At 73.9% G+C, this 21,850-nt stretch carries 24 protein-coding genes and 1 tRNA gene; 11 read left to right on the top strand and 14 right to left on the bottom strand.

Annotation, left to right across the window (positions count from 1 at the left end; genetic code table 11):
- Nucleotides 1-3: 3 nt before the first annotated feature.
- Genes DQE82_RS02445 through rfbA form a run of 5 tightly spaced genes read right to left on the bottom strand, consistent with a single transcriptional unit; the run spans nt 4 to nt 4,675 of the window.
- Nucleotides 4-1,080 (bottom strand): glycosyltransferase family 4 protein, encoded by a 1,077-nt coding sequence (locus tag DQE82_RS02445; RefSeq protein ID WP_113971888.1) that lies wholly within the window; start codon nt 1,078-1,080, stop codon nt 4-6.
- Nucleotides 1,077-1,928, bottom strand: a complete 852-nt coding sequence (locus DQE82_RS02440; RefSeq protein WP_113971887.1) for a glycosyltransferase — start codon at nt 1,926-1,928, stop codon at nt 1,077-1,079. The genes DQE82_RS02445 and DQE82_RS02440 overlap by 4 nt, the downstream gene beginning before the upstream one ends.
- A 1-nt stretch (nt 1,929) precedes the next feature.
- On the bottom strand, nt 1,930-3,198 hold the full coding sequence (locus tag DQE82_RS02435; protein WP_233514568.1) for a hypothetical protein: 1,269 nt from the start codon (nt 3,196-3,198) through the stop codon (nt 1,930-1,932).
- Nucleotides 3,195-3,797 (bottom strand): dTDP-4-dehydrorhamnose 3,5-epimerase family protein, encoded by a 603-nt coding sequence (locus DQE82_RS02430; RefSeq protein ID WP_064446934.1) that lies wholly within the window; start codon nt 3,795-3,797, stop codon nt 3,195-3,197. Before DQE82_RS02430 ends, DQE82_RS02435 begins: the two co-directional genes overlap by 4 nt.
- Nucleotides 3,794-4,675 carry a glucose-1-phosphate thymidylyltransferase RfbA gene (gene rfbA, locus DQE82_RS02425; RefSeq protein WP_043326169.1) on the bottom strand — a complete coding sequence of 294 codons (882 nt, stop codon included), beginning with the start codon at nt 4,673-4,675 and terminating at the stop codon, nt 3,794-3,796. Before rfbA ends, DQE82_RS02430 begins: the two co-directional genes overlap by 4 nt.
- 86 nt (nt 4,676-4,761) lie before the next feature.
- Between rfbA and rfbB the strand changes: the two genes are divergently transcribed.
- Nucleotides 4,762-5,763, top strand: a complete 1,002-nt coding sequence (rfbB, locus tag DQE82_RS02420) for a dTDP-glucose 4,6-dehydratase (protein WP_113971886.1) — start codon at nt 4,762-4,764, stop codon at nt 5,761-5,763.
- A complete protein-coding gene (rfbD, locus tag DQE82_RS02415) occupies nt 5,760-6,638 on the top strand; it encodes a dTDP-4-dehydrorhamnose reductase (RefSeq protein ID WP_030501823.1) in 879 nt (292 codons plus the stop codon). Before rfbB ends, rfbD begins: the two co-directional genes overlap by 4 nt.
- On the opposite strand, the gene DQE82_RS02410 is transcribed toward rfbD, so the two are convergent.
- Together DQE82_RS02410 and DQE82_RS02405 are read right to left on the bottom strand one after the other, a co-directional pair.
- Nucleotides 6,607-8,049: a sugar transferase gene (locus tag DQE82_RS02410; protein ID WP_069087512.1), complete on the bottom strand. Its 1,443-nt coding sequence runs from the start codon at nt 8,047-8,049 to the stop codon at nt 6,607-6,609. The genes rfbD and DQE82_RS02410 overlap by 32 nt on opposite strands.
- Nucleotides 8,050-8,158: 109 nt before the next feature.
- A complete protein-coding gene (locus DQE82_RS02405; protein ID WP_043326162.1) occupies nt 8,159-9,226 on the bottom strand; it encodes an LCP family protein in 1,068 nt (355 codons plus the stop codon).
- A 165-nt stretch (nt 9,227-9,391) separates the two neighbouring features.
- On the opposite strand from DQE82_RS02405, the gene DQE82_RS02400 reads away from it, so the two are divergent.
- Both DQE82_RS02400 and DQE82_RS31360 read left to right on the top strand, forming a co-directional pair.
- A complete protein-coding gene (locus DQE82_RS02400; protein ID WP_043326160.1) occupies nt 9,392-9,691 on the top strand; it encodes a hypothetical protein in 300 nt (99 codons plus the stop codon).
- Between the two features lie 71 nt (nt 9,692-9,762).
- The gene (locus tag DQE82_RS31360) at nt 9,763-10,761 is read left to right on the top strand and encodes an expansin EXLX1 family cellulose-binding protein (protein WP_113971885.1); all 999 of its coding nucleotides are present in this window, start codon (nt 9,763-9,765) and stop codon (nt 10,759-10,761) included.
- A gap of 139 nt (nt 10,762-10,900) precedes the next feature.
- On the opposite strand, the gene DQE82_RS02390 is transcribed toward DQE82_RS31360, so the two are convergent.
- The 3 genes from DQE82_RS02390 to bcp all read right to left on the bottom strand — a co-directional run bounded on the left by DQE82_RS02390 (nt 10,901) and on the right by bcp (nt 12,167).
- The gene (locus DQE82_RS02390) at nt 10,901-11,428 is read right to left on the bottom strand and encodes a GNAT family N-acetyltransferase (RefSeq protein WP_064446937.1); all 528 of its coding nucleotides are present in this window, start codon (nt 11,426-11,428) and stop codon (nt 10,901-10,903) included.
- Between the two features lie 84 nt (nt 11,429-11,512).
- Nucleotides 11,513-11,588, bottom strand: a tRNA-Leu gene (locus DQE82_RS02385).
- A 108-nt stretch (nt 11,589-11,696) separates the two neighbouring features.
- Nucleotides 11,697-12,167 carry a thioredoxin-dependent thiol peroxidase gene (gene bcp / locus DQE82_RS02380; protein ID WP_043326156.1) on the bottom strand — a complete coding sequence of 157 codons (471 nt, stop codon included), beginning with the start codon at nt 12,165-12,167 and terminating at the stop codon, nt 11,697-11,699.
- A gap of 123 nt (nt 12,168-12,290) precedes the next feature.
- Here bcp and DQE82_RS02375 point away from each other — a divergent pair, with 123 nt between their 5' ends.
- Genes DQE82_RS02375 through DQE82_RS02360 form a run of 4 tightly spaced genes read left to right on the top strand, consistent with a single transcriptional unit; the run spans nt 12,291 to nt 14,975 of the window.
- Nucleotides 12,291-13,010: an energy-coupling factor ABC transporter permease gene (locus DQE82_RS02375; protein ID WP_043326154.1), complete on the top strand. Its 720-nt coding sequence runs from the start codon at nt 12,291-12,293 to the stop codon at nt 13,008-13,010.
- Nucleotides 13,007-13,444 carry a PDGLE domain-containing protein gene (locus DQE82_RS02370; RefSeq protein WP_064446938.1) on the top strand — a complete coding sequence of 146 codons (438 nt, stop codon included), beginning with the start codon at nt 13,007-13,009 and terminating at the stop codon, nt 13,442-13,444. The genes DQE82_RS02375 and DQE82_RS02370 overlap by 4 nt, the downstream gene beginning before the upstream one ends.
- A gap of 2 nt (nt 13,445-13,446) precedes the next feature.
- Nucleotides 13,447-14,217, top strand: coding sequence for a cobalt ECF transporter T component CbiQ (gene cbiQ, locus DQE82_RS02365; protein ID WP_043326150.1), 771 nt, complete (start codon nt 13,447-13,449; stop codon nt 14,215-14,217).
- The gene (locus tag DQE82_RS02360) at nt 14,214-14,975 is read left to right on the top strand and encodes an energy-coupling factor ABC transporter ATP-binding protein (RefSeq protein ID WP_113971884.1); all 762 of its coding nucleotides are present in this window, start codon (nt 14,214-14,216) and stop codon (nt 14,973-14,975) included. Before cbiQ ends, DQE82_RS02360 begins: the two co-directional genes overlap by 4 nt.
- A 246-nt stretch (nt 14,976-15,221) precedes the next feature.
- Here DQE82_RS02360 and DQE82_RS02350 read toward each other — a convergent pair whose 3' ends face one another.
- Genes DQE82_RS02350 through DQE82_RS02335 form a run of 4 tightly spaced genes read right to left on the bottom strand, consistent with a single transcriptional unit; the run spans nt 15,222 to nt 18,161 of the window.
- On the bottom strand, nt 15,222-16,313 hold the full coding sequence (locus DQE82_RS02350; protein WP_231915520.1) for a hypothetical protein: 1,092 nt from the start codon (nt 16,311-16,313) through the stop codon (nt 15,222-15,224).
- The gene (locus tag DQE82_RS02345; RefSeq protein ID WP_043326145.1) at nt 16,310-17,026 is read right to left on the bottom strand and encodes a thioredoxin domain-containing protein; all 717 of its coding nucleotides are present in this window, start codon (nt 17,024-17,026) and stop codon (nt 16,310-16,312) included. Before DQE82_RS02345 ends, DQE82_RS02350 begins: the two co-directional genes overlap by 4 nt.
- Entirely contained in the window at nt 17,019-17,543 is a 525-nt protein-coding gene (locus tag DQE82_RS02340; RefSeq protein WP_113971883.1) for a MauE/DoxX family redox-associated membrane protein, read from the bottom strand. Before DQE82_RS02340 ends, DQE82_RS02345 begins: the two co-directional genes overlap by 8 nt.
- Before the next feature lie 30 nt (nt 17,544-17,573).
- A complete protein-coding gene (locus tag DQE82_RS02335) occupies nt 17,574-18,161 on the bottom strand; it encodes a sigma-70 family RNA polymerase sigma factor (RefSeq protein ID WP_064446940.1) in 588 nt (195 codons plus the stop codon).
- A 222-nt stretch (nt 18,162-18,383) separates the two neighbouring features.
- On the opposite strand from DQE82_RS02335, the gene DQE82_RS02330 reads away from it, so the two are divergent.
- The 3 genes from DQE82_RS02330 to DQE82_RS02320 all read left to right on the top strand — a co-directional run bounded on the left by DQE82_RS02330 (nt 18,384) and on the right by DQE82_RS02320 (nt 21,794).
- A complete protein-coding gene (locus tag DQE82_RS02330) occupies nt 18,384-20,051 on the top strand; it encodes a copper resistance CopC/CopD family protein (protein ID WP_113972345.1) in 1,668 nt (555 codons plus the stop codon).
- Between the two features lie 16 nt (nt 20,052-20,067).
- Nucleotides 20,068-20,802, top strand: coding sequence for a YcnI family protein (locus tag DQE82_RS02325; RefSeq protein ID WP_043326141.1), 735 nt, complete (start codon nt 20,068-20,070; stop codon nt 20,800-20,802).
- A 140-nt stretch (nt 20,803-20,942) separates the two neighbouring features.
- Nucleotides 20,943-21,794: a hypothetical protein gene (locus tag DQE82_RS02320; RefSeq protein WP_113971882.1), complete on the top strand. Its 852-nt coding sequence runs from the start codon at nt 20,943-20,945 to the stop codon at nt 21,792-21,794.
- Nucleotides 21,795-21,850: the final 56 nt, after the last annotated feature.

Genomic DNA, 21,850 nt, shown 5'->3' with positions numbered 1-21,850 from the left:
CGGTCACCGCAGCGACCGGTACAGGCTCTGCCAGCGCGTCACGCACCGGTCGAAGGCGTACTCCTGGGCGTACCACTCGGCCACGCCCCGCCGCTCCTCGGCGGGCCCGGCCTGGGCCAGCGCCCGGCGGACGGCGCCGGCCAGCGCGGCGGGGCTGGGGTCGGCCCGGACGGCGAGCGTGCCGGTGGCGTGCCGGGTGACCTCGGCCAGCCCGCCGGCCCCGGTGTGCACCACCGGTACGCCCAGGGACAGCGCCTCCAACGCGCTGAGCCCGAACGACTCGACCCGCGACGGCACCAGGAGGCAGTCGATCCCGCGGAGGAAGTCCGCCGCGACGACCCGGCCGACGAGTTCCAGGTTCGGCCGGGCCGCGATCGGCAGCGAGCCGGCCCCGGCGACCCGGACGTCCATCTCCGGCAGGTGCGCGGCGGTCTCGGCCAGCAGGTCCGCGCCCTTCTCCCGTTCCAGCCGGCCCAGGTAGCCGACCACTGGACGCCGGCCGGGTGCCGGCGCGTCGGCGGGTTTCGGGGCGGGCCAGTCGGCCGGCAGCGGGTTGGGGATCAGGTGGACGTTCCGGACGCGGCCCCGCTGACGCAGCTCGGTGGCCTCGAACTCGGACACCGCCACCGTCGCGTGCGGCCGGAGGCGGCGCATCGCCAGGTCCAGCGTGATGTTGGACTGGGTGGCGGCCCTCTGCTGCCACGACCCGGCGGTGTCCCGGTACTGCCAGAGGCTGTTGTGCAGGGTGACCACGAGCGGGGTGCGGTCCAGGCTGAGCGCGGCCCGCGCGTGCATCGCGGCGGACAGCAGGTGGGCGCAGACCACGTCCGGCTTCACCTCGCGGACGAGACGGCGGATCTGACGCGCGTAGCCGAGGTCGATCCGGCTGGTCGCGCCCAGCCCGACCCACGGCACCCCGGCCTCGCGCAGCGACCGGCCCACCTCGTCGTCCGAGGTGGCGGCCACCACGTCGACACCGGTACGGGCGTGCGCCGGCACCAGCTCGGCGAGCATCCGTTCCGCGCCGCCCAGCTGCCGCCGCCCGGAGCCACCGGTCGTGCAGACGAAGAGCACCTTCACGACGCACGCAGCCCCGCGACGGCCCCGCGCGCGATCGCGCGGCGCACGGAGTCGCGGCCCACCGCCGCCCGCAGCAGGATGCCGCAGACGTACGCGGTGGCCGCCACGCGACCACGGCGGCCGCCCAGGTCCCGGCTGGCCCGGATGAACTCCCGGGTACGCCGCTCGGAGATCTCCTCCGCCGACCAGCGGCGCTTGGCGGTCGCGTCGTCCTCGTGCATGATCACGGCGTCGGCCACGTACGCCAGCCGTTTGCCCTGCCGGCGTACCGCCCAGCACAGCCGCATGTCCTCGGAGTAGAAGAACGACGTCTCGTCGACTCCGCCGATGGCGTCGAAGGTGCTGCGCCGCAGCGCGACGAACGGCCCGGTCAGCCAGTCCGCCTGCTCCGGGGGCGCGACGATCCGCAGGCGCGGCACCACGAGGCTCAGCCCGGTGGCGTGGCCCAGCCCGACCCCCATGGTCAGGAACCGGCCGCCCTCGGTCTGCGGCACGCCCTCCGGCGTCACCACAGCGGGGAAGGCGGCGCCCACCTCCGGGTCCTCCAAAGCTGTCAGCAGCCGGGCCACCGCGTCACCGTGCACGACGATGTCGTTGTTGGAGAGGATGACGTGCGCCCTGCTGGTGTGCCGTACGCCGAGGTTCATGCCGCGGGCGTACCCCAGGTTCGAGCCGGACTGGACGTAGGTGACGCCCTGCTGGGCGCAGAACTCGCTCAGCGCCTCGCGGATCTCCGCCGAGCTGCCGTTGTCCACCACGACGATCTCGGCCTCGGCGGGCAGGGACAGCACGCAGTCGCGGGTGCGGTGGAAGTCCTCCCAGGCGAGAACCACGATCGAGACGTCCAACTCACACCATCCCAGGATTCGGCGGCTGCGCCCGGCGCAGGCTCGCTCTCGACGCGAACGCGTGTACGGCGTAGGCGAGCGAGGAGGCGATCGCCGCCCCGACCACACCGGCCCACGGGATGACGCCGAGGTATGCCGGAACCGCGACCGCCGACGTGACCACGGCGACCACAGTGGTCGCCCTCTCACCCCGCCGCTTCAGCAGCAGGGCGCTCCAGCTCTTTCCGGCCGCCGTGGCCAGCGAGCCCGGCAGGAGCAGCAGCCCGAGGAGCCAGGCGTGCCGGTACTCCGGCGCCAGGAAGCCCAGCACGCCGAGCCCGACGATCGCGGCCAGGGCGATCGGCAGGGCCGCCGTCACCACCGCCCGCGTCGGGTCCGGGCCGTTCCCGCCGTCCCGGTCGGCGAGGATGCGCTGTGCCCGCACCACGGCTCCGGCCTGCGCGAACTCCAGGGCGGCGACCGCCAGCGCGTAGACGCCGAGCGGACCGGCCCCGGCGAACCGGGCCACCAGGACCTGGTTGAACCGCAGCGTCATCATCTGCGCGAAGATGCCCAGGTGCAGGCTCCCGGCCGCGAGCAGGTCGGCCCGGAGGTCCGCGCCGGTCGAGGTGGGCGCCGGGGCCGCGCCGGCCCGCCGCAGCCGGACCAGGACCAGGCCGCACACGGCGAAGGCGCTGAGCCACTGCACCGCGAGCCACACCATGCTCCACACGCCGCCGTCGAGCCGGCCGGCGGCGTAGAGGGCGGCGTACCCGGCGACCAGGACCGCGCCGCTCGCCGCGCGCATCGCGTAGACCAGCCGGAAGCTGCGCTGCCGCAGGGCGAGCGACGAGACCGTGTTGAACACGGTCAGACCCACCGCGGACCCGACGCCGACCAGATAGGCGCCGACGCCCGCCGCCGCGGTGAGCAGCGCGGCGGCGACACCGGAGAGGAGTACGGCGACGCCGAGGATCGCGATCACGTACGCCCGTCCCCGGGACTGCACCCAGCCGGCCGGACGCGAGATGAGGAAGGTGTCGAGCGACAGCCCGCCGACGGCCGCGCCGAGCGTCGCGCTCACCATGTTTGCCGACAGTTCGCCGCGCTCCGCCGCGGGCAGCGCCACCGACATGACCGCCGCCAGGCCGGTCAGTCCCAGCGCGCCGAGATAGAGGCGCTCGGGCGCGACGAGCCGCCGCAGCAGACCGGCCGCCCGGCGCCCGGACGGAGGCGTCGTGCCGGGGTCCGACGAGGACTGCGCGGCGTCGACCAGCGAACCGCCTGTCACTCGTCGCCCCCGAACGGTGCGGCACAGGTGCGGGTACTGCGGTAGTCGGGCAGGAGCCCGGCCGTACGCGCGTGGGCCAGGCTCGGCGCGGCGGCGTCCCGGGCCGACAGCACCGGCGCCTCGGCCGGCCAGTCGATCGCCAGGTCCGGGTCGAGAGGGTGCACCGTGTGCTCGGCGCCCGGGTTGTAGGTGGTGGAGCAGAGATAGCTGAGCGTGGCGTCGTCGGTCAGCGCGCAGAAACCGTGCCCCAGGCCCTCGCTGAGATAGACGGCTCGCCGGTCGACGTCATCCAGCCGCACCGCCTCCCACCGGCCGAACGTCGGCGAGCCCACCCGGATGTCCACCACCAGGTCGACCACGGCCCCGCGTACGCAGGTCACGTACTTGGCCTGGCCGGGCGGGACGTCGGCGAAGTGGATGCCGCGGACCACGCCCCGCGCGGAGACGGACAGGTTGCCCTGGGCCAGCCGCAGCGGACGCCCGACCACCTCGGCGAGCCGGTCGAACCGGTACCACTCCATGAACAACCCGCGGGAGTCGCCGTGCTGCCGGGGCGTGATCTCCCACGCCCCCTCGATACTCAGCGGCCGGATCTTCATCCTTCGGTCCCGCTCCGCTCGGCCAGCAGGCCCAACAGGTATTCGCCGTAGCCGCTGCGGGTCAGCGGATGGGCGAGCACGCGCAGCCGCTCGTCGTCGATCAGCCCGGACCGCCAGACCACCTCCTCGACGCAGCCGATCTTCATGCCCTGGCGCTCCTCGATCACCCGGACGAACTCCGCGGCCTGCATCATCGAGGTGAACGTGCCGGTGTCCAGCCACGCCGTGCCCCGGTCGAGGACCGTCACGGTCAGCTCGCCCCACGCCCGGTACGTCTCGTTGACCGCCGTGATCTCCAGCTCGCCGCGCGCGCTCGGCGTCAGCTTGCGGGCGATGTCGACCGCCCGGTTGTCGTAGAAGTAGAGGCCGGGCACCGCGTACCGGGACCGGGGACGGGCCGGCTTCTCCTCGATCGAGAGCACCCGGCCGTCGGCGTCGAACTCGACCACGCCGTACGCCTGCGGGTTCGCCACCGGGTACGCGAAGACCCGGCCGCCCGCCGGTTCGCCGTGCTGGGCGAGCTGCCGGCCGAGCCCGACGCCGTGGAAGATGTTGTCGCCGAGGATCAGCGCCACCGACTCGTCGCCGATGAAGTCCGCGCCGAGCACCAGCGCCTGCGCGATGCCCTCCGGACGGGGCTGTTCGGCGTACGCCAGCCGCAGCCCCCACTGGCTGCCGTCGCCGAGCAGCCGCTCGAACTGGGCGCGGTCCTCCGGAGTGGTCACCACCAGGATCTCCCGCACGCCGGCCATCACCAGAGTGGAGAGCGGGTAGTAGACCATCGGCTTGTCGAACACCGGCATCAGCTGCTTGGAGACGGCCCGGGTGATCGGCCACAACCGGGACCCGGTGCCGCCGGCGAGAAGGATTCCACGCACTCGCGGAGACTACCCGTGACGCCGTCACCACCGTGGCCCGTCGACGTCCCGCCTGCGCTGCGGGTACGGCGTAGACTCCTCCACCCGTGAGGATCCTCGTCACCGGCGGCGCCGGCTTCATCGGGTCGGAGTACGTGCGGATGCTGCTGGGCGTGCCCGGCGGCGACGCGGCCGGGGTGCCCGCGACGGCGCCCACGGCGCTCACCGTGCTGGACAAGCTCACCTACTCCGGCAACCTGGCGAACCTGGCCCCGGTACGCGACGACCCGCGCCTGCGCTTCGTGCACGGCGACATCTGCGACGCGGCGCTCGTCGACGAGGTGGTGCCCGGCCACGACGTGATCGTCCACTTCGCCGCCGAGTCGCACGTGGACCGCTCGATCACCGGCGCGGCGCCGTTCGTCACCACGAACGTGCTCGGCACCCAGACGCTGCTGGACGCCGCGCTGCGTCACGGCGCCGGCCGGTTCGTGCACGTCTCCACCGACGAGGTGTACGGCTCGATCGACTCCGGCTCCTGGACGGTGGACTGGCCGCTGTCGCCGAACTCGCCGTACTCCGCCTCGAAGGCCGGGTCCGACCTGCTGGCGCTGGCCTACCACCGCACCCACGGCCTGGACGTGGTGGTGACGCGCTGCTCCAACAACTACGGGCCGTACCAGTACCCGGAGAAGGTCGTCCCGCTGTTCGTGACGAACCTGCTCGACGGCGGCACCGTGCCGCTCTACGGCGACGGCGGCAACGTGCGGGACTGGCTGCACGTGCACGACCACTGCCGGGGCGTGGCGATGGTCCAGGAGAAGGGGCGGGCCGGCGAGGTCTACCACATCGGCGGCGGCACCGAGCTGACCAACAGGCAGCTCACCGAGCGGCTCCTGGCCGCCTGCGACGCCGGCTGGGACCGGGTCGTCCCGGTCACCGACCGCAAGGGCCACGACCGCCGCTACTCGCTGGACATCAGCAAGATCAGCGACGAGCTGGGGTACGCCCCGACCATCGACCTCGACCGGGGGCTGGCCGAGACCGTGCGCTGGTACCGGGACAACCGGGCCTGGTGGGAACCGCTGAAGACGGCCGGCCACCGGTGACCCGGGTGCTCGTCACCGGCGCGGGCGGCATGCTGGGGCGGGACCTGCTCGCCGTGCTGCGGACCCGGCCGGACCTGTCGGTCACCGCCGCCACCCGCGCCGGCCTCGACGTCACCGACGCCCACGCCGTCCGGGACGCGGTGAGCGGGCACGACGTGGTGCTCAACGCCGCAGCGTGGACCGACGTGGACGGCGCGGAGACCCGCGAGGCGGACGCCACGGCTGTCAACGGCGACGCGGTCGCCCACCTGGCCCACGCCTGCGCCGGGTCCGGCGCGCGCCTGGTGCACGTCTCCACCGACTACGTGTTCGCCGGGGACGCGGTCGAGCCGTACCCGGAGGACGCCCCGACCGGCCCGGTCAACGCGTACGGGCGCGGCAAGCTCGCCGGGGAGCTTGCGGTGGCCCGGCTGCTGCCCGAGACCGGGTACGTGGTGCGTACCGCCTGGCTCTACGCCACCCACGGCCGCAACTTCGTCACCACGATGCTGCGGCTGGCCGCCGAACGCGACCGGCTCGACGTGGTGGACGACCAGCGCGGGCAGCCCACCTGGTCGTACCGTCTCGCGGAGCGGCTCGTGGCGCTCGCCGACGCGGCGCTGGCCGGCGACGCGGCGCCCGGGACGTACCACGGCACCGCCGCCGGCGAGACCACCTGGTACGGCCTGGCCCGCGCCGTGTTCGCCCTGCGCGGCCTGGACCCGGACCGGATCCGGCCCACCACCAGCGACAGTTTCCCGCGCCCGGCGCGGCGTCCCCGCTACAGCGTGCTCGCGCACGGCCGGTGGGCCGCGGCGAAGCTGCCGCCGCCGGGGGACTGGTACGCCGACCTGGCCGAGGCGCTCAGCCTCCACCGCCCCGGAACACCTCGCTGACGGTACGCAGCACGATCTTGATGTCGAGCCAGAGCGACCAGTTCTCGACGTAGTAGTTGTCGAACCGCGCCCGGTCCGAGATCGGCGTGTCCCCGCGCAGGCCGCTGACCTGCGCCAGCCCGGTGAGCCCGACCGGTACGCGGTGCCGCATCGCGTAGGTCGGGTACTCCACCGAGAACTTCTCCACGAAGTACGGCCGCTCCGGGCGGGGCCCCACCACGCTCATCTCACCGCGCAGGATGTTCCACAGTTGCGGCAGCTCGTCCAGCGAGGTGCGCCGCATGAACCGCCCGATCGGCCCGACCCGCTGATCGTGGGCGATGGACCAGGTCGTCTGCGACTCGTGCTCGTCCTCCGGGCGCATCGACCGGAACTTGATGACGTGGAACGGCTTGCCGAACCGGCCGATGCGCTCCTGCCGGAAGAACACGCCCCGGCCGCCGTCGAGGAACGTGGCGAGGGCGCAGAGCAGCAGCAGCGGGCTCAGCACCACCAGCGCGGTCACCGCGAAGACCACGTCCGAGGCCCGCTTGAGCCGCCACCGGGGGCCGGTGAGCGTGGTGTCGCCGATCTTGACGATCGGAATGGCGCCGATGTGGTCGGGGTAGCCGCCCTGCGACCGCGAGCCCCACAGCCGGGGCACCGCCCACAGGTCACACCGCGAGCTGGCCGGACGCAGCAGCGACTCCATCAGCTCCGACTCGGAGCAGTCCGGGTCGGCGATGACCAGGACCTCGCACTCCAGCATGTCGGTGAGCTTCTCCAGGTCGTCGATCGTGCCGATCAGCGGCAACGCCCCCATGCGGGGCCTCGACGGGGCGTCCACCGCGCCGACGAACCGCAGCCCGTACTGCGGGTGGCGGCGCAGTAGCCGGGCCAGCTCCCCGCCGATCGGACCGCCGCCGATGACGATGGTGTTGCGCTCCACCCACCGGCGCTTACGGGCCAGCAGGACGAGCCGGCTGTTCAGCGCGCGCCCGACGATCACCAGGCCGGCGGAGAACGCGACGCCCTGGACGAAGCCGCTCACGTGCGGCACCGAGTCGTGCCGCAGCGCCGCGATGATCGCCACCACCGCGCCGGAGGCCAGCAGCCGCCCGCCGAGGCTCGGCAGCTCGTCCAGGATGCTGATGTGCCGGCGCGGCCGGTACAGTCCGCCCGCCGCGAAGAAGCCCACCGTCAGGGCCGCGTTGGCCAGCGTGCCGCGCCAGTAGTTCTGGGTCAGCAGCAGCGGCGCGAGCAGCGCCGCCACGTCGATGGGCGCGGTCACCATCCACGCGCGCACCCATCGGGTACGCGTCGACGCCCGCGACCCGGCGTAGGGCAGGACCGTTGTCGTGTCCAGGCCGCTGTTCATCGGCGGATCGCTCGACGGCGCGGCCGGATGCTCGAACGCCGGAAGGCGTGGCATTGTCGATCCTCCCCCGTGACGCCGCCGGCCCGGATGCGGAGACCGACGACGATCGCAGGATACGAGCGGCCCCGCCGCGCCGCCACCACCGGCATGGCAGATCGACGTCCTACTTTCCGCTGACGGCGAGAATCTCCGGGACCGAGTCGCGGCGGACCGCGTCGAACAGCGTCTTCGCGCGCGCCGGATCCGGGAACACGACGCTCTCGCTGCCGACCCGGCCGGTCCCCTTCACCGGGCAGGTGAAAAACGTCAGATTGCCGCTGCGCAGGCCACGCATCTCCATCGCGAGGTCCACCAGAGACAGTGATTTGTCGACGGCCACCGAGTTCGACGTGGCGCGGACGAACGAGTTGAGCTTCGCCGGGTTGGTCATCACCCCGCCCGAGGCGGCCTTGTCCAGAATGGCCTTGATCACCTGCTGCTGGTGCCGGATGCGGGCGAAGTCGCCGTCGGGGAAGGCGTGCCGTTCCCGCGCGTAGTCGAGCGCGGCGGCGCCGTCCATGGTCTGGCGGCCCTTCTTGAACGTCCGCGTGCCGATCAGCGAGTAGTTCGTGGTGAACCCCTTCTCCACGTCGATCTCGACACCGCCCAGCGCGTCGATGATCTCCTTGAAGCCGGCAAAGTCCACCATCGCCACGTTGTCCACCCGTACGCCGCTGAACTTCTCCACCGTCTGCACCATCAGCGGCACACCGCCCCAGGCGTACGCGGCATTGATCTTCGCGTCGCGACCGCCGCGACCCTCCTTCGACTTCGGGACGGCCGTCCAGGTGTCCCGCGGGATCGAGATGAGCTGGGCGCTCGACCGGTCCTTCGGCAGGTGGGCCAGGATGATCGTGTCGCTGCGCGAACCGCCGGTGCTCTCCGGGTCGCGGGAGTCGCTGCCCAGGATCATGATGTTCATGGCGCCCTTGACCTCGACCTGCGGGCGCGACTCCTCCGGTACGCCCTCGAAGGCGTCGACCCGTTCGATCGACTTGTCGACGGAGCGGTAGTACAGGCCGCCGGCCAGCGCGCCCCCGCCGGCGAGCAGCACCATCACGAGCAGCACGATCAGGGCGATCCGGCGGCCCCGGCGACGGCGCGGCGCCTTCTCCCGCACCGGCTCGCCCGCCTCCACATCGGAGACCCCGGAGCGGGCGTCGGAATCGGCGAGCTGATGGCGATCTGACATGCTGCGATGCTACTGATTCGCGCTGCGCCGCGGGGGGACCCTCGGACGGCAGGCGGTGGGCCTCGGCACCGGTCGGCGAGCCGCACGACCGGCGTGCCGGGCCTTGCCGTGAGGAGCGTCACGGATCGATGATGGTGAGGCAGCCAGGTCGACCGAGGAGTCGAGATGCAGGTTATCCACCAGCCCCGGGTGGCGTGGGACGCGGCCCGCGTCATCGGCGCGTCGATCCACGACGAGGAACTGTTCCGCTGGCTCTACCGTGTACTCGGCGATCTGCTCGGCCCCGCCACATGGGCGGCCCTCGACGAGACCCGCGACCGGGTCCGTTGGTCCGGCGACGAACGGATCCCGGTCGAGACCGGAGTGTGGCGCGTCCGCCTGGAGGACTCGCTGCGCGGACGCCCCGACCTCGCCGACGAGCTGGCCGGCATCGTCGCCACCGCCCGCGCGGTCCGGCCGTACTAGCCGCCGCGCCGGTTTAGCTTTCGCTTAGCTCGCTTGTCCGGCGGCACGCCGGTCCGGCAGCATCGACCGGCGTGACCGACGGCACCGTACCCCACCCGCCGACCGACGACCACGCGCCCGCCAGCCGTGCGGCCACGCGCCGTCGCCGGCTCGCCGCCGCCGGTCTGGTCACCGTCGCGGCGGCGGTCGCTGTCGCCCTCGCGGTACGCGGCGGCGCCGCCCCCGCCTGCGCGGCCCCGCCTCCACCCGCCGGCGTCCCGGTCCTGGCGGCGGGTCCACTCGGCGCCGCTCCGCCCGTCGGTGGGACGACCCGCAGCGGCAAGGCCACCTTCTACGACTCCGCGGGCGCCGGCGGCAACTGCTCCCGCCCCGCCGCCCCGGCCAACCGGATGTACGTCGCGCTCGGCCCGGGCGAGTACGCGGCCGGCGCCTCCTGCGGCGGGTTCCTCGACGTCACCGGTCCGCGCGGCACGGTCCGGGTGCTCGTCATGGACCAGTGCCCGGAGTGCGCCCCCGGCCACCTCGACCTGTCCGCGGAAGCGTTCGCCCGGATCGCCGACCCGGTGCAGGGCGTGGTGAAGGTCAGCTACCGGGCCGTGGTGAACCCGCCGCTGCCCGGGCCGCTCACCTTCCGCATGAAGGAGGGCTCGTCGCAGTGGTGGTTCGCCGTCCTGGTCGGTGACCACGGCAACCCGCTGCGCTCGGTCGAGGTCCGGCAGAACGGATCGTGGCGGGCGGCCCAGCGGCAGGACTACAACTACTGGCTGATCGATTCCGGCGCCGGCCCCGGCCCGTACACGATCCGGGTCACCGACGTGTACGGCAACCGCGCGACCGCCACCGGCGTCCGGATGCTCCCGGGCCAGGTGCAGCGCAGCGCGGTCCGGATGTACGGCGCGAAGCCCGCCGCCACCACGCCCACCCCGAAGAAGCCCCGCCCCACCTCCCCGCCCCCGTCCACCCCGACCCCGACCGCATCCACCCCCACCCCCGCGGCCCCCACGTCAGCCCTCGCGGACCCCGTCGTGCAGGCAGCCGCCACCCCACCCACCCCCACAAGCTGCGCCTAGCCCTCGCCCGCCCCTCGCCCCCGCCCTCGCTGATCTTGCACTTGGGGACCCGTGCGTGTCGTGAATGCCCGATCTGCCGGGGCCATGAGTGCAAGATCAGCGAGGGCGGGGGGAGGCGGGGCGGGGCGAGTCGGGGGGGTCAGGTTGGGGTGGGGAGGTCCAGCCACATGAGGATCTCGTCGCGGGCGTCGGTGGCGGACAGGCGCAGCGCTGCGGGGAGGCGGCCGATCTCGCGGTAGCCGAGGCGCTTGTAGAAGCGGTCCAGCCCCAGCCCGTCGCGGACCGTCACGTGCAGCGCCGCCAGGCCCAGCCCTCGGGCGATCCGCTCGGCCTCGCGCATCAGCGCCGCGCCGTGGCCGCGCCCCTGCGTGTCGGGGTGCACCATGACGCGCTTGAGCACCCGCCAGTGCGTCTTGAGGTGGAACCGGTTGTCGGCGATGACCAGCACCGCGACCAGCTTTTCGCCCTCGTGGCCGACGAGTAGCCGGTCCGGCCCGTCCGCGACCTCGTCGAGCGTGGAGGTGGCGAGCGGGCGTACCTCGTCGGCGGTCACGGGGGCGACGAAGCCGACGGCGCCGCCGGCGTTCGTCACGTCCACCCAGAGCGCGATGATCTGTTCGCGCAGCTCGGGGGTCAGGTCGGGGTCGAGGGAGAAACGCAGGTCCACGCCGTAATCCTGCTCGTGGCGACGCGGTGCGGACCCGCGTTCGTGACCTTCCCGACAGTCGCCGGTGCGCGTGGCACCGGCGACTGGTAGGGCCGGCGGGATTCGAACCCGCACTGGTGCGGACCTAAACCGCATGCCTCTGCCGTTGGGCTACGGCCCCTTCATCGTGACCACCGCCCGCGGACCGGTGTCACAGCCTCCGGATCGTAGACCACATTCGGGGTCACCACTGCGGCGCGGCCGTCACGAGCCGGACCGCGCGCCGACCTCAGTCGAGCCCGAGATCCCGGCGCAGCTTGGCGACGTGGCCGGTGGCCCGCACGTTGTAGAACGCCTGCTCGATCTTGCCGTCCTCGTCCACGACGAACGTCGAGCGGATCACGCCGGTGACCGTGCGGCCGTACATCTGCTTCTCGCCGAACGCGCCGTACGCGGTCAGCACCGCCTTGTCCGCGTCGGAGACCAGCGGGAACGTGATCGCGTCCCGCTCGCGGAACTTCGCCAGCTTGGCCGGCTTGTCCGGCGAGATGCCCACCACCTCGTAGCCGGCGGCCTGCAGGGAGGCGAGGGAGTCCCGGAAGTCACATGCCTGCTTGGTGCAGCCGGGCGTCATGGCGGCCGGGTACGCGTACAGGATGACCTTGCGGCCGCGCAGGTCGGCCAGGGAGAGTGTCCCGCCGTCGTCGGTGGGGAGGGTGAATTCGGGGGCGGGGTCGCCGGGCTTGAGGCGGTCGGTCATGGCGGTGACGATACCGCCGGGCCGGTGCGGTCGGCGGACGGCGACGCGCGGACGCGGTGACGGCCATCATGAGGTTGTTGCCAGATATTGGCAACAGTGCCTTCCTGGAAATACGCTGAGCGCGTGGACACCCTGGCGATGCACATCTCCAACGGGATCATCAACGGTCCGGTCGCCGCGATCTTCGCGGCTCTCGCCCTCGCCGCGCTCGCGTTCTGCGTGATGCGGGGACGAGCCGACCTCGACGACCGGCTGGCCCCGATGGCCGGGCTGGTGGCGGCGTTCATCTTCGCCGTGCAGATGCTCAACTTCCCGATCTTCACCGCCGGGGTCAGCGGCCACCTGCTCGGGGGCGCGCTCGCGGCGATGCTCGTCGGCCCCTGGGTCGGCGCGCTCTGCGTGGCCGTGGTGCTCATCGTGCAGGCGCTGGTCTTCGGCGACGGCGGCGTGGCGATGCTCGGCCTCAACATCACCAACATGGCGCTGCTCGGCACCGCCGCCGCGTACCTGCTGATCGCGCTCCTGCTGCGTGTGCTGCCGCGTACCCCGGCCGGCCTGGCGGTGACCGCGTTCGTGTCCGCGCTGGTCAGCGTGGTGGTCGCGTCCCAGGGCTTCGTCCTGCAGTACTGGCTGGGCGGCACCACCGACCTCGGCGGCAACCTGACCGGCCTGGCCGGCACCATGGCCTTCGCCCACCTGCTGATCGGCATCGGCGAGGGCCTGATCACCGCGACCACCGTGGTCACCGTGGCGAAGGTCCGGCCCGACCTGGTGTACGCGCTGCGCGCCCTCAAGCCGGTCACGCCGGCTCCCGCCGTCCCGGTCGCCGGAGGTGCCCGATGAGCAAGCGTCAGTGGCCGTTCCTTCTCGGCGGCCTGCTGGTGGCGCTGCTGCTGGCGGGCGTGGTCAGCAACTACGCCTCCTCGCACCCGGACGGGCTCGACTCTTCGCTGCTCAAGGGCTGCACGGTGAACGCCGACGACGAGATCACCGGCGGCAGCTGCCCGGCTCAGGAGGCGAAGGACCACGAGCTGGCGGACAGCCCGCTGGCCGACTACGGCGTACGCGGAATCGGCAACGACTTCGTCTCCACCGGCCTGTCCGGCGTGCTCGGCGTGCTGCTCACCTTCGCGTTCGGCGCCGGCCTGTTCTGGCTGGCCCGCCGCCGCGGCCCCGCCACGCCCGCCACGTCCGCCGGCCCCGGGGCGCGTGACACGACCACCGCGAGCGCCGACCCGGCGGACGACGCAGCGACCCCGTCCACCGGCAGCCGCTGACCATGGGCGCCGGGCACGCGCACGTCCTCTACCGCGAGTCCGGCTCGCCGGTGCACCGCCTTCCACCCGAGGTGAAGATCGCCGCGATGGTGCTGTTCACCGTCGCGGTGGTGGCCACGCCCCGGGAGGCGTACTGGGCCTTCGGCGGGTACGCGCTCCTGGTCGCCGTGGTGGCCGCGCTGGCCCGGGTCGGCCCGCGCTGGCTGCTCAGCCGGGCGCTGATCGAGCTGCCGTTCGTGCTGTTCGCGTTCGCGCTGCCGTTCCTCGGGGCGGGGGAGCGGGTCGAGGTGGCGGGGCTCGCCCTGTCCGTGGACGGGCTGCACGGCGCGTTCAACATCCTCGCCAAGGGCACGCTCGGCGTACTCGCGTCGCTTCTGCTGGCGGCGACCACGACGACGCGGGACCTGCTGCTCGGCCTGGACCGGCTGCGGTGCCCGCAGATCCTCACCCAGATCGCCACGTTCATGCTGCGCTACCTGGAGGTGCTGGTCGGCGAGGCCCGCCGGATGCGGGTGGCGCGGGTGTCGCGCGGCGACGACCCGCGGTTCCTGTGGCAGTTGCGCGGCTTCGCGGCCGGGGTCGGCGCGCTGTTCCTGCGCGCGTTCGAGCGCGGCGAGCGGGTCTACCTGGCGATGCTCTCGCGGGGCTACACCGGCCGGATGCCGGCGGTGTGGCAGGGGGCCGGCGCGGCCACCGCCGGCCAGTGGGCGGTCGCCGCGACGGTGCCGGCGATCGCGGCCACCATCGCCGCCGTCGCGCTCGTCCTGCAATGATCGGGTACGTGCAGCAGCCGCCCTCCCTGGACGTCAGCGGCGTCCGGTACGCGTACCCGGACGGTCACGTCGCCCTGCACGGCGTGGACCTGACCGTGCCGCGCGGCGATCGGGTGGCGCTGCTCGGGCCAAACGGCGCCGGCAAGACCACGCTCGTGCTGCACCTCAACGGCATCCTCACCCCGACCGAGGGCACGGTGAGCGTCGGCGGCCTCACCGTCACCCGGGACCGGGACACGCTGGCCGAGGTACGCCGCCGCGTCGGCATCGTCTTCCAGGACCCGGACGACCAGCTGTTCCTGCCCACGGTCGCCGAGGACGTGGCGTTCGGCCCGGCCAACCTGGGCCTGCGCGGCGCCGAGCTGGCCGCCCGGGTCGACGAGGCGCTCGCGGCGGTCGGGATGAGCGCGCACCGGGACCGCGCCCCGCACCACCTGTCGTTCGGGCAGCGGCGCCGGGTGGCGGTGGCCACTGTGCTGGCCATGCGCCCGGAGATCCTGGTGCTGGACGAGCCGTCGTCGAACCTCGACCCGGCCGCCCGCCGGGAGCTGGCGGAGATCCTGCGCGCCCTGCCGGTGACGCTGCTCATGGTCACGCACGACCTGCCGTACGCGGCCGAGCTGTGTCCCCGCTCGGTGATCCTGGACGGCGGCCGGATCGTCGCCGACGCCCCGACCGCGGACCTCCTGTCCGACGAGGCGCTGCTGACGGCCCACCGCCTGGAACTCCCCTACGGCTTCGCCCCCCGCCCGTCCTGACCCCGCCCTGGCCCCTCCCTCCCTCCCTCCCTCCCTCCCTCCCTCCCTCCCTCCCTCCCCCCCTCCGCCGCGATCTTGCACTTTCCGCCCGGGCATTTCGGGCAAAAGCCGCGCGCTCCGGGCGGCAACTGCAAGATCGCGCCGCCCGGGGGGGGTGAGTGCGGCGGGAGTGGAGCGTGATGGGTGTGTCGAGGGGGGTTTGACACCCGTGGTGTTCCACTCGGGCTGCCCGGCGCTCGCAGATGGTCAGGGCGTGGGGGTTGGGTGGGGGGTGGGGCGGGCTGCTCTTGCTGCGGTGCGCAGGCGCAACAGGCCCGCCGCGACCGCGCCGGCTCCCGTCGCCAGGCCGACCACCACCAGCACCCGCACCAGGACCGGCGGGCCGGCGGCCGGGGGGATCGCGCGGGACAGCGCGGCGAGGTTCGTCACCCCGGCGAACACCGTCAGGCACGCGCCGGCCAGCGCCAGCACGAAGTCGGCGGCCGGGCGGCGGGCCAGCGCGTACCCGCCCGCGGCGAGCGCGCCGAGGCCGGTGAGCAGCGTCCACACCTGCCCGGTGAACAGTTCGGCGAGCATTCCGCCGAGGCCCGGGGTGCCGGTGTCGAACGCCCGGGCGACGGTGAGCGCCACTGTCGCCGCGCCGCCCAGGGCGAGCAGTGCGCCCACTCCGCGCAGCGCGCGTACCCCGGCGGTCGTGCCGCCCGGCGCGAGCCCGGCCGCGCCGATCACCAGGAAGCCGAGCGTGGCGGCCACCCACCAGGGGTACGGGTCGGGCGGCGGCACCCAGTCCAGTGTGCCGCGTACGGCTCCGGTGGTGTCACCGGCGCGCAGCGGCACCGCCCAGTCGCGTACCCGATGTTCCCGGTCCGGGTCGGCGGCGACGGCGGCCGGCGGCGCGTCCTCCCGCCACAGCGTGCGCTGGTCGTGCCAGCGGGCGGTGGGCCCGTCGTCGATCCGCCGCCAGTCCGGCGCGGCGGCCGGGTTCGCCTCGGCCGGCAGCCGGGTCTCGCCGGCCAGCGTCCGGTTCAGGTACGTGGCGGGGGAGTGGACGTTCTCGTACACGCCGCCCGGGCCGACGCGCAGGTACGGCTCGCCGGAGTAGCCCATCACCGTGACGTCGGCGCCGGTGTCGTTCGTCAGCTCCAGCCGTGCGCCGGCCTCCACCATGCGGGCGCTGAGCCCGGGGCGGTCGGGCTCGACGCCGGTGATCGTGGCGCGGTAGTCGGTGCCGTCGGGCGCGTCCGCGCCGTGCGCGGCGGCCGGCGCGGCGAACGTGAGCAGGGCGACGGCCGCGCCGGTGAACACCAGCGCGGCCCGGCGCAGGGGTGCGGGGATCACTTCCCGGCCGCCTCCACCGCTGCCCTGATCCCCTCGGGGCTGCGGTCCCGCAGCTCACTTCCGTTGATCTTGATGGTCGGGGTCCCGGTCACGCCGGCCTTGCTCGCCTCGTCGGTGACGTGCTCGGTCCACGACCGGTACGTGCCGTCGGAGACGCAGGACGCGAACTCGTCCCGGTTCAGCCCGACGCCCGCGCCGATGTCGACCAGCTCGTCGTTGCTGAGCCCGGCGCCGCCCTCCGGCGGCTGCTTGGCGAAGAGCTGGTCGGTGAACTCGCGGAACTTGCCGCCCTGCGCGGCGCAGCCGGAGGCGGCCGAGGAGCGGGTGGAGTACTCGGTGGTGGAGAAGCGGTTGAGGAAGGCGACCGGGTGGAACACCAGCTTGGCCTTGCCCTCGGTGACGAGCTGGTTGAGCGTCTCGCCGTTGATCTGCTGGAACTGCTTGCAGGCCGGGCAGAGGTAGTCCTCGTACAGGTCGATGGTGACCGGCCCGGTGCCCTGGACGATGCCGGTGCCGGCGTCGTTCGCGCCGGGCGGCGCGGTGAAGTCGTCCGACTTCTGGCTGGAGTAGACGGCCCAGCCGATGCCACCGGCGATGACCAGCACCAGCACGGCGGCGATCGTGGTCCAGAGCGTGCGCTTGCGGCGCTTCTCCCGGGCGATCTGCTCGCGTACCACCCGCGCCGCGTCCCTGCGGCCCTTGCGGCTACTCATCGGTGTCCTCCACGGTGTCGTCGCCGGCCAGCCAGCCGTCCACCGAGAACGGCGAGCGGGGCCAGATCAGCAGGAACCCGGCGAGCGCCAGGAACCCCAGGTCCCGGAGGATCTCCGGGAGGTAACTGGGTGTCTCGCCGGCGGCGAGCTGGCCGCCGCTGCCGAAGCACCCGCAGTCGATGGCCAGGCCGCGCGCCCAGGCCGAGGCGATGCCGGCGATGAAGACCACGAGCAGCACCGCCGAGATCCCGGCGCTGACCCGGGTGGCCAGCCCGGCGAGAAGCAGCAGACCCAGGGCCAGCTCGACGAAGGGCAGCGCCGCGCCGATCACGGTGGCCAGCTCGTACGGCATCACCTGGTAGGCGTTGACGGCCCGGCCGGAGGCGGCGAGATCGCCGACCTTGGTGCCGCCGGCGATCAGCCAGACGGCGGCCAGTCCGAGGCGGGCGGCGACGCCGAGCCAGGGGCGCAGGGTCTGCCAGCGGCCGGCCGGGGAGGGGGAGGGGGTCACAGTCATTCGTCGTCCGAGCGTCACGAAAGGTTCCCGCTATCCGGTCATCGTGTCGCCGACGGCGCCGACCAGTTCGTCCCGGGCGCGGGCAACCCGGGAGCGGATGGTGCCCACCGGCACCCCCTCCACGTCGGCGGCCTCGGCGTAGGACAGGCCGAGCAACTGGGTGAGCACGAACGCGGAGCGCCGCTCGGCCGGTAGCCGGCGGACCAGGTCGGTGGCGCCGAGCTGACCGGCCGGGTCCGGGTAGGGGCGGTCGGTGGCGGCCTGGGCGGCGAGCCGCGCGTCGAGCCGCCGGCGGCGTACCACCGTGCGCAGGTGGTCGGCGCAGGCCCGGCGGGCGATGCCGAGCAACCAGGTACGCACGCTGGAGCGCCCCTCGAAGCCGGGCAGCGCCCGGAACGCCCGCAGGTACGTCTCCTGGGTCAGGTCGTCCGCGCTGTCCGGGTCGACGAGCGCGGCGGCGAAGCGCCACACCTCGGCCTGGGTGGCCCGGACGAGGGCGGCCTGCGCGTCGCGGTCCCCGTCGCGGGCGGCGAGCGCCCAGCCGGTGGCCGTGTCCCGGACAGCCTCGGCGGCCGCCTCGGGGCGGTCGTCGGCGGTGTCACGCGAGCCGGGGATCACGTCACCCGAGGTTACGCGGCGTACCTGGAGGGGACAGGGTCCTTCGGCCCATTCCGTGGTCCCGCACACGCCGGGAACTTTTTCCCGCCGCCGTCCGACTACCCTCCCATGACCTCCGAGCAGGCCCGGCGTGGCGCGCGCCGCCGCGCCGGGTGGGCGCTCGGTCACGCCCGCCCGGGACCGGCTCGCCGGATCGGCTCCGGTTCGGGAACCATGGCGGTCATGACTGCTGCCGTACGCCGCCCGTCCCGGGCCGTCGCCGCCCGCTTCGGGGCCGTCGCCGGGCTGCTGCTCCTGCTGGTCGCCCTGCTGCTCGTCCCGGCCACCCCGGCCAGCGCCCACGCGGTGCTGGTGAGCAGCAGCCCGGCCGCCTCCGCCGTGGTGCCCGACGCGCCCGCGCAGGTGGTGATCACCTTCAGCGAGAGCGTCCGCAAGGTGCCCGGGAAGGTCCGCGTGATCGCCCCCGACGGCTCGCGGGCCGACCGGGGCGAGCCGACGTTCCAGGGCGCCGAGGTCACCATCCCGGTGGACCCCGGCGCGGGGCGCGGCACCTATCTCGTGAGTTACCGGGTCATCTCGGCGGACAGTCACCCGGTCTCCGGCGCCTTCACCTACTCCGTCGGCGCGCCGTCCGAGCCGCCGACGGACAGCGGCACCGACAACCGGGCGAACCCGGTGACCGAGACCGCGGTGAAGGTGGCGAAGTACGCCGGCTACGCCGGGTTGCTGCTGCTCGTCGGCCCGGCGCTGGTGCTGGCCGCGCTCTGGCCGCGCCGGCTGTCCCGCCGCGGCCCGGCCCGGCTGGCCTGGACCGGGCTGGGCGTGCTGGCGGTGGCGACGCTGGCCGAGATCTGGCTCCAGGTGCCCTACGTCAACGGCGGCGGCCTGTTCGACGTGACCGGCTCCGGGCTCGGCGACGTGCTCGGCAGCGCGTACGGCACGACCCACCTGGTCCGGCTGGGCCTGCTCGCCGCGGCGGCGTTCCTGCTCCGGCCGCTGTTCGCCGGCCCGGTCGGCCGCACCGACGGGATCATCCTCGCCGTTCTCGGCGGCGCCGCGCTGTTCACCTGGCCGCTCGCCGGGCACGCGGCGGCCTCGCCGGCCCCGGCCGTGTCGGTGGTGGTGGACGCGGTGCACCTGGGCGCCATGGCGGTCTGGCTCGGCGGCCTGGTGATGCTCGCGGTGTTCCTGCTGCGCCGGGCCGACGAGCGCGAGCTGGACGCGATCCTGCCGATCTGGTCCCGCTGGGCGGCGCTCGCGGTGGCCGCGCTGCTGCTGGCCGGCACCGTGCAGGGGCTGATCGAGGTGGCCAGCCTCCAGGCCCTGATCGACACCACGTACGGGCAGCTGCTGCTCGCCAAGATCGCGCTGTTCGCGCTGGTGATCGGCGTGGCCGCGTACTCCCGGGCGCTGGTGCGGCGGCGGGTCGCCGCCGGACGGCCGGGCTCGATGCGGCGGGCGGTGGTGGCCGAGCTGGTGATCACGGCGGTGGTGCTGGGCGTGTCGGCGACACTAGTGCAGACCACACCGGCGCGGACCGCCGTCGCGGACGCGCCGGGCGCCTCGCCCGGCTACTTCTCCACCACGCTGAGCAGCCCGATCTACTCGCTGCAGGTCGAGCTGGACCCGGCCGAGACCGGCAACAACTCGATGCACCTGTACGCCTACACCCCGGACAACCGGCCGCAGCCGGTGCAGGAGTGGAAGGTGACCGCCGCCCTGCCGTCGGCCGGGATCGAGCCGATCACGGTTCCGCTGCTGCCGTTGAGCGACAACCACGCCACCGGGGAGGTCAACCTGCCGGCCCGTGGTGACTGGCAGTTGCGCATCACCGTCCGCACGTCCGACATCGACCAGGCCACGGTGACCGCCACCGTGCCGATCAAGTAACGGGAAGGTCCCACTGATGATCCGTCTCCGGCGCTCCGCGACCGTCGCCGCGCTGACCCTGACCGCCGTCGCCACGACCGTGCTCGGCCTGGCCGGGCCGGCCTCGGCGCACGTCACGATCAACCCGGCCGAGGGCAAGCAGGGCGGCTACGGCCGGTTCGCCTTCCGGGTGCCGAACGAGAGCGACACGGCGTCGACGGTCAAGGTCGAGGTGAACCTGCCGGAGAACGCACCCGTCGGTTCGGTGTCCACGATGCCGGTGCCGGGCTGGACGGTGGCGGTGGAGAAGCGCAAGGTCGACCCGCCGATCGAGGTGCACGGCAGCCAGCTCACCGAGGCGGTGTCGAAGCTCACCTTCACCGCGGCGCCGAACGGCGGCGTGAAGCCGGGCGAGTTCCAGGAGTTCCCGGTGTCGATGGGCCCGCTGCCGCAGGTCGACACGATGGTGTTCAAGGTGCTCCAGACGTACTCCGACGGCAACGTCTCCCGGTGGATCGAGGAGCCGACGCCGGGCGCGGAGGAGCCGGAGAACCCGGCGCCGGTGCTCAAGCTGGCCGCCGCCGAGAACGCGCCCGCCTCGCCGGGCGCGAGCGCGCCGGCCGCCGCGGCGGCCGACGACGATGACGACGACGCCGGCTCCGGCGCGGCGACCGCCCTCGGGGTGGCCGGTCTGGTCGCCGGACTGGCCGGCCTGGTCCTCGGCGGTCTGGCGTTCGCGCGTACCCGGCGGGAGCCCGCGGCGAAGTCCTGAACGCGAGCGACGCACCGGCCCGGCGGAACGATCCGCCGGGCCGGTCGCCGTCCCGGCCGGGTGCCGCCGATATCCGGCGATCGGCCGACCCGCGTCGGTAAGGTCGGCCGGGTAGTTGGCTACCGAGAGGGACGACGCGAATGCGTTTCGCACGCACGATCGCCGGCATGGTGCTGCTGGCGCTGGGGGTTCCGGCCCTGCTGGCCGGCGCCGGCCTCTGGCTCGCGGCCGGGCATGCCGACCCGGACGGCGGTTTCGGCGCCCGGTTCGAGCCGGTCCGCACGCCCGCCCGCGCGGTGCTGGTGACCGACGTGGACGCGCTGCTGCGCACCGACCTGCCGGTGGCGCGCACCGGGCAGGCCCGGCTGCACCTCACCGCGCGGGACGACCACGGCCCGGTCTTCCTCGGCCTCGCCCCGGCCGACGAGGTGCGGCGGTGGCTGGCCGACGTCCCGCACAGCACCGTGCGCCGCGTCGCCGTCACCCGGGGCCCGCTTCCGGTCGATCTCGACCCGGCCACCGCCGGCGACGGCGTCGCCGTGCCGCTGGCCCAGCCCTTCTGGGTACGCGAGGGCATCGGCTCGCTGGAGTGGAGCCCGGCCGAGCTGGGTGGCCGGTCGTTGAGCCTGGTCGTGATGCGCGTGGACGGCGCCGACGGGCTCGACCTGCGGATGCGGGGCGAGCTGCGGGCCGGCTGGTTCCCCGGGCTGGCGTGGGCGCTGCTGACCGGCGGGACGCTGCTGGTGGTCCTCGCCGTGGTGGTGCTGCTGCGGCCGCTGCGGCCGCGTGAGGTGGTCTTCGTGGTCGAGCCGGACCAGGTGCCGGTGCTGGCCGGGCGCCTCGGCGTCACCTCGCTGAGCGGGCTGGGCCGGCAGCCGGGTCCGGCGTCGCGGCCCGAACGGCATCTGGTGGCGGTGGGCTCGGGCACCCACGGGCGGACCCGCGCGGCGATCGCCCCGCCGCCCGGCCGGTGCCCGGACGACCAGGACTGACCGGAAGAACCGAACGGCCCTCCGCGCTGCCGACGCGGAGGGCCGTCCTCACCGGG

The organism is Micromonospora sp. LHW51205 (genome assembly GCF_003315815.1).
Lineage (GTDB): Bacteria > Actinomycetota > Actinomycetes > Mycobacteriales > Micromonosporaceae > Micromonospora > Micromonospora chalcea.
The sequence above is the reverse complement of the archived record's forward strand: the minus strand, read 5'-3'. Positions and strand labels throughout refer to the sequence as shown.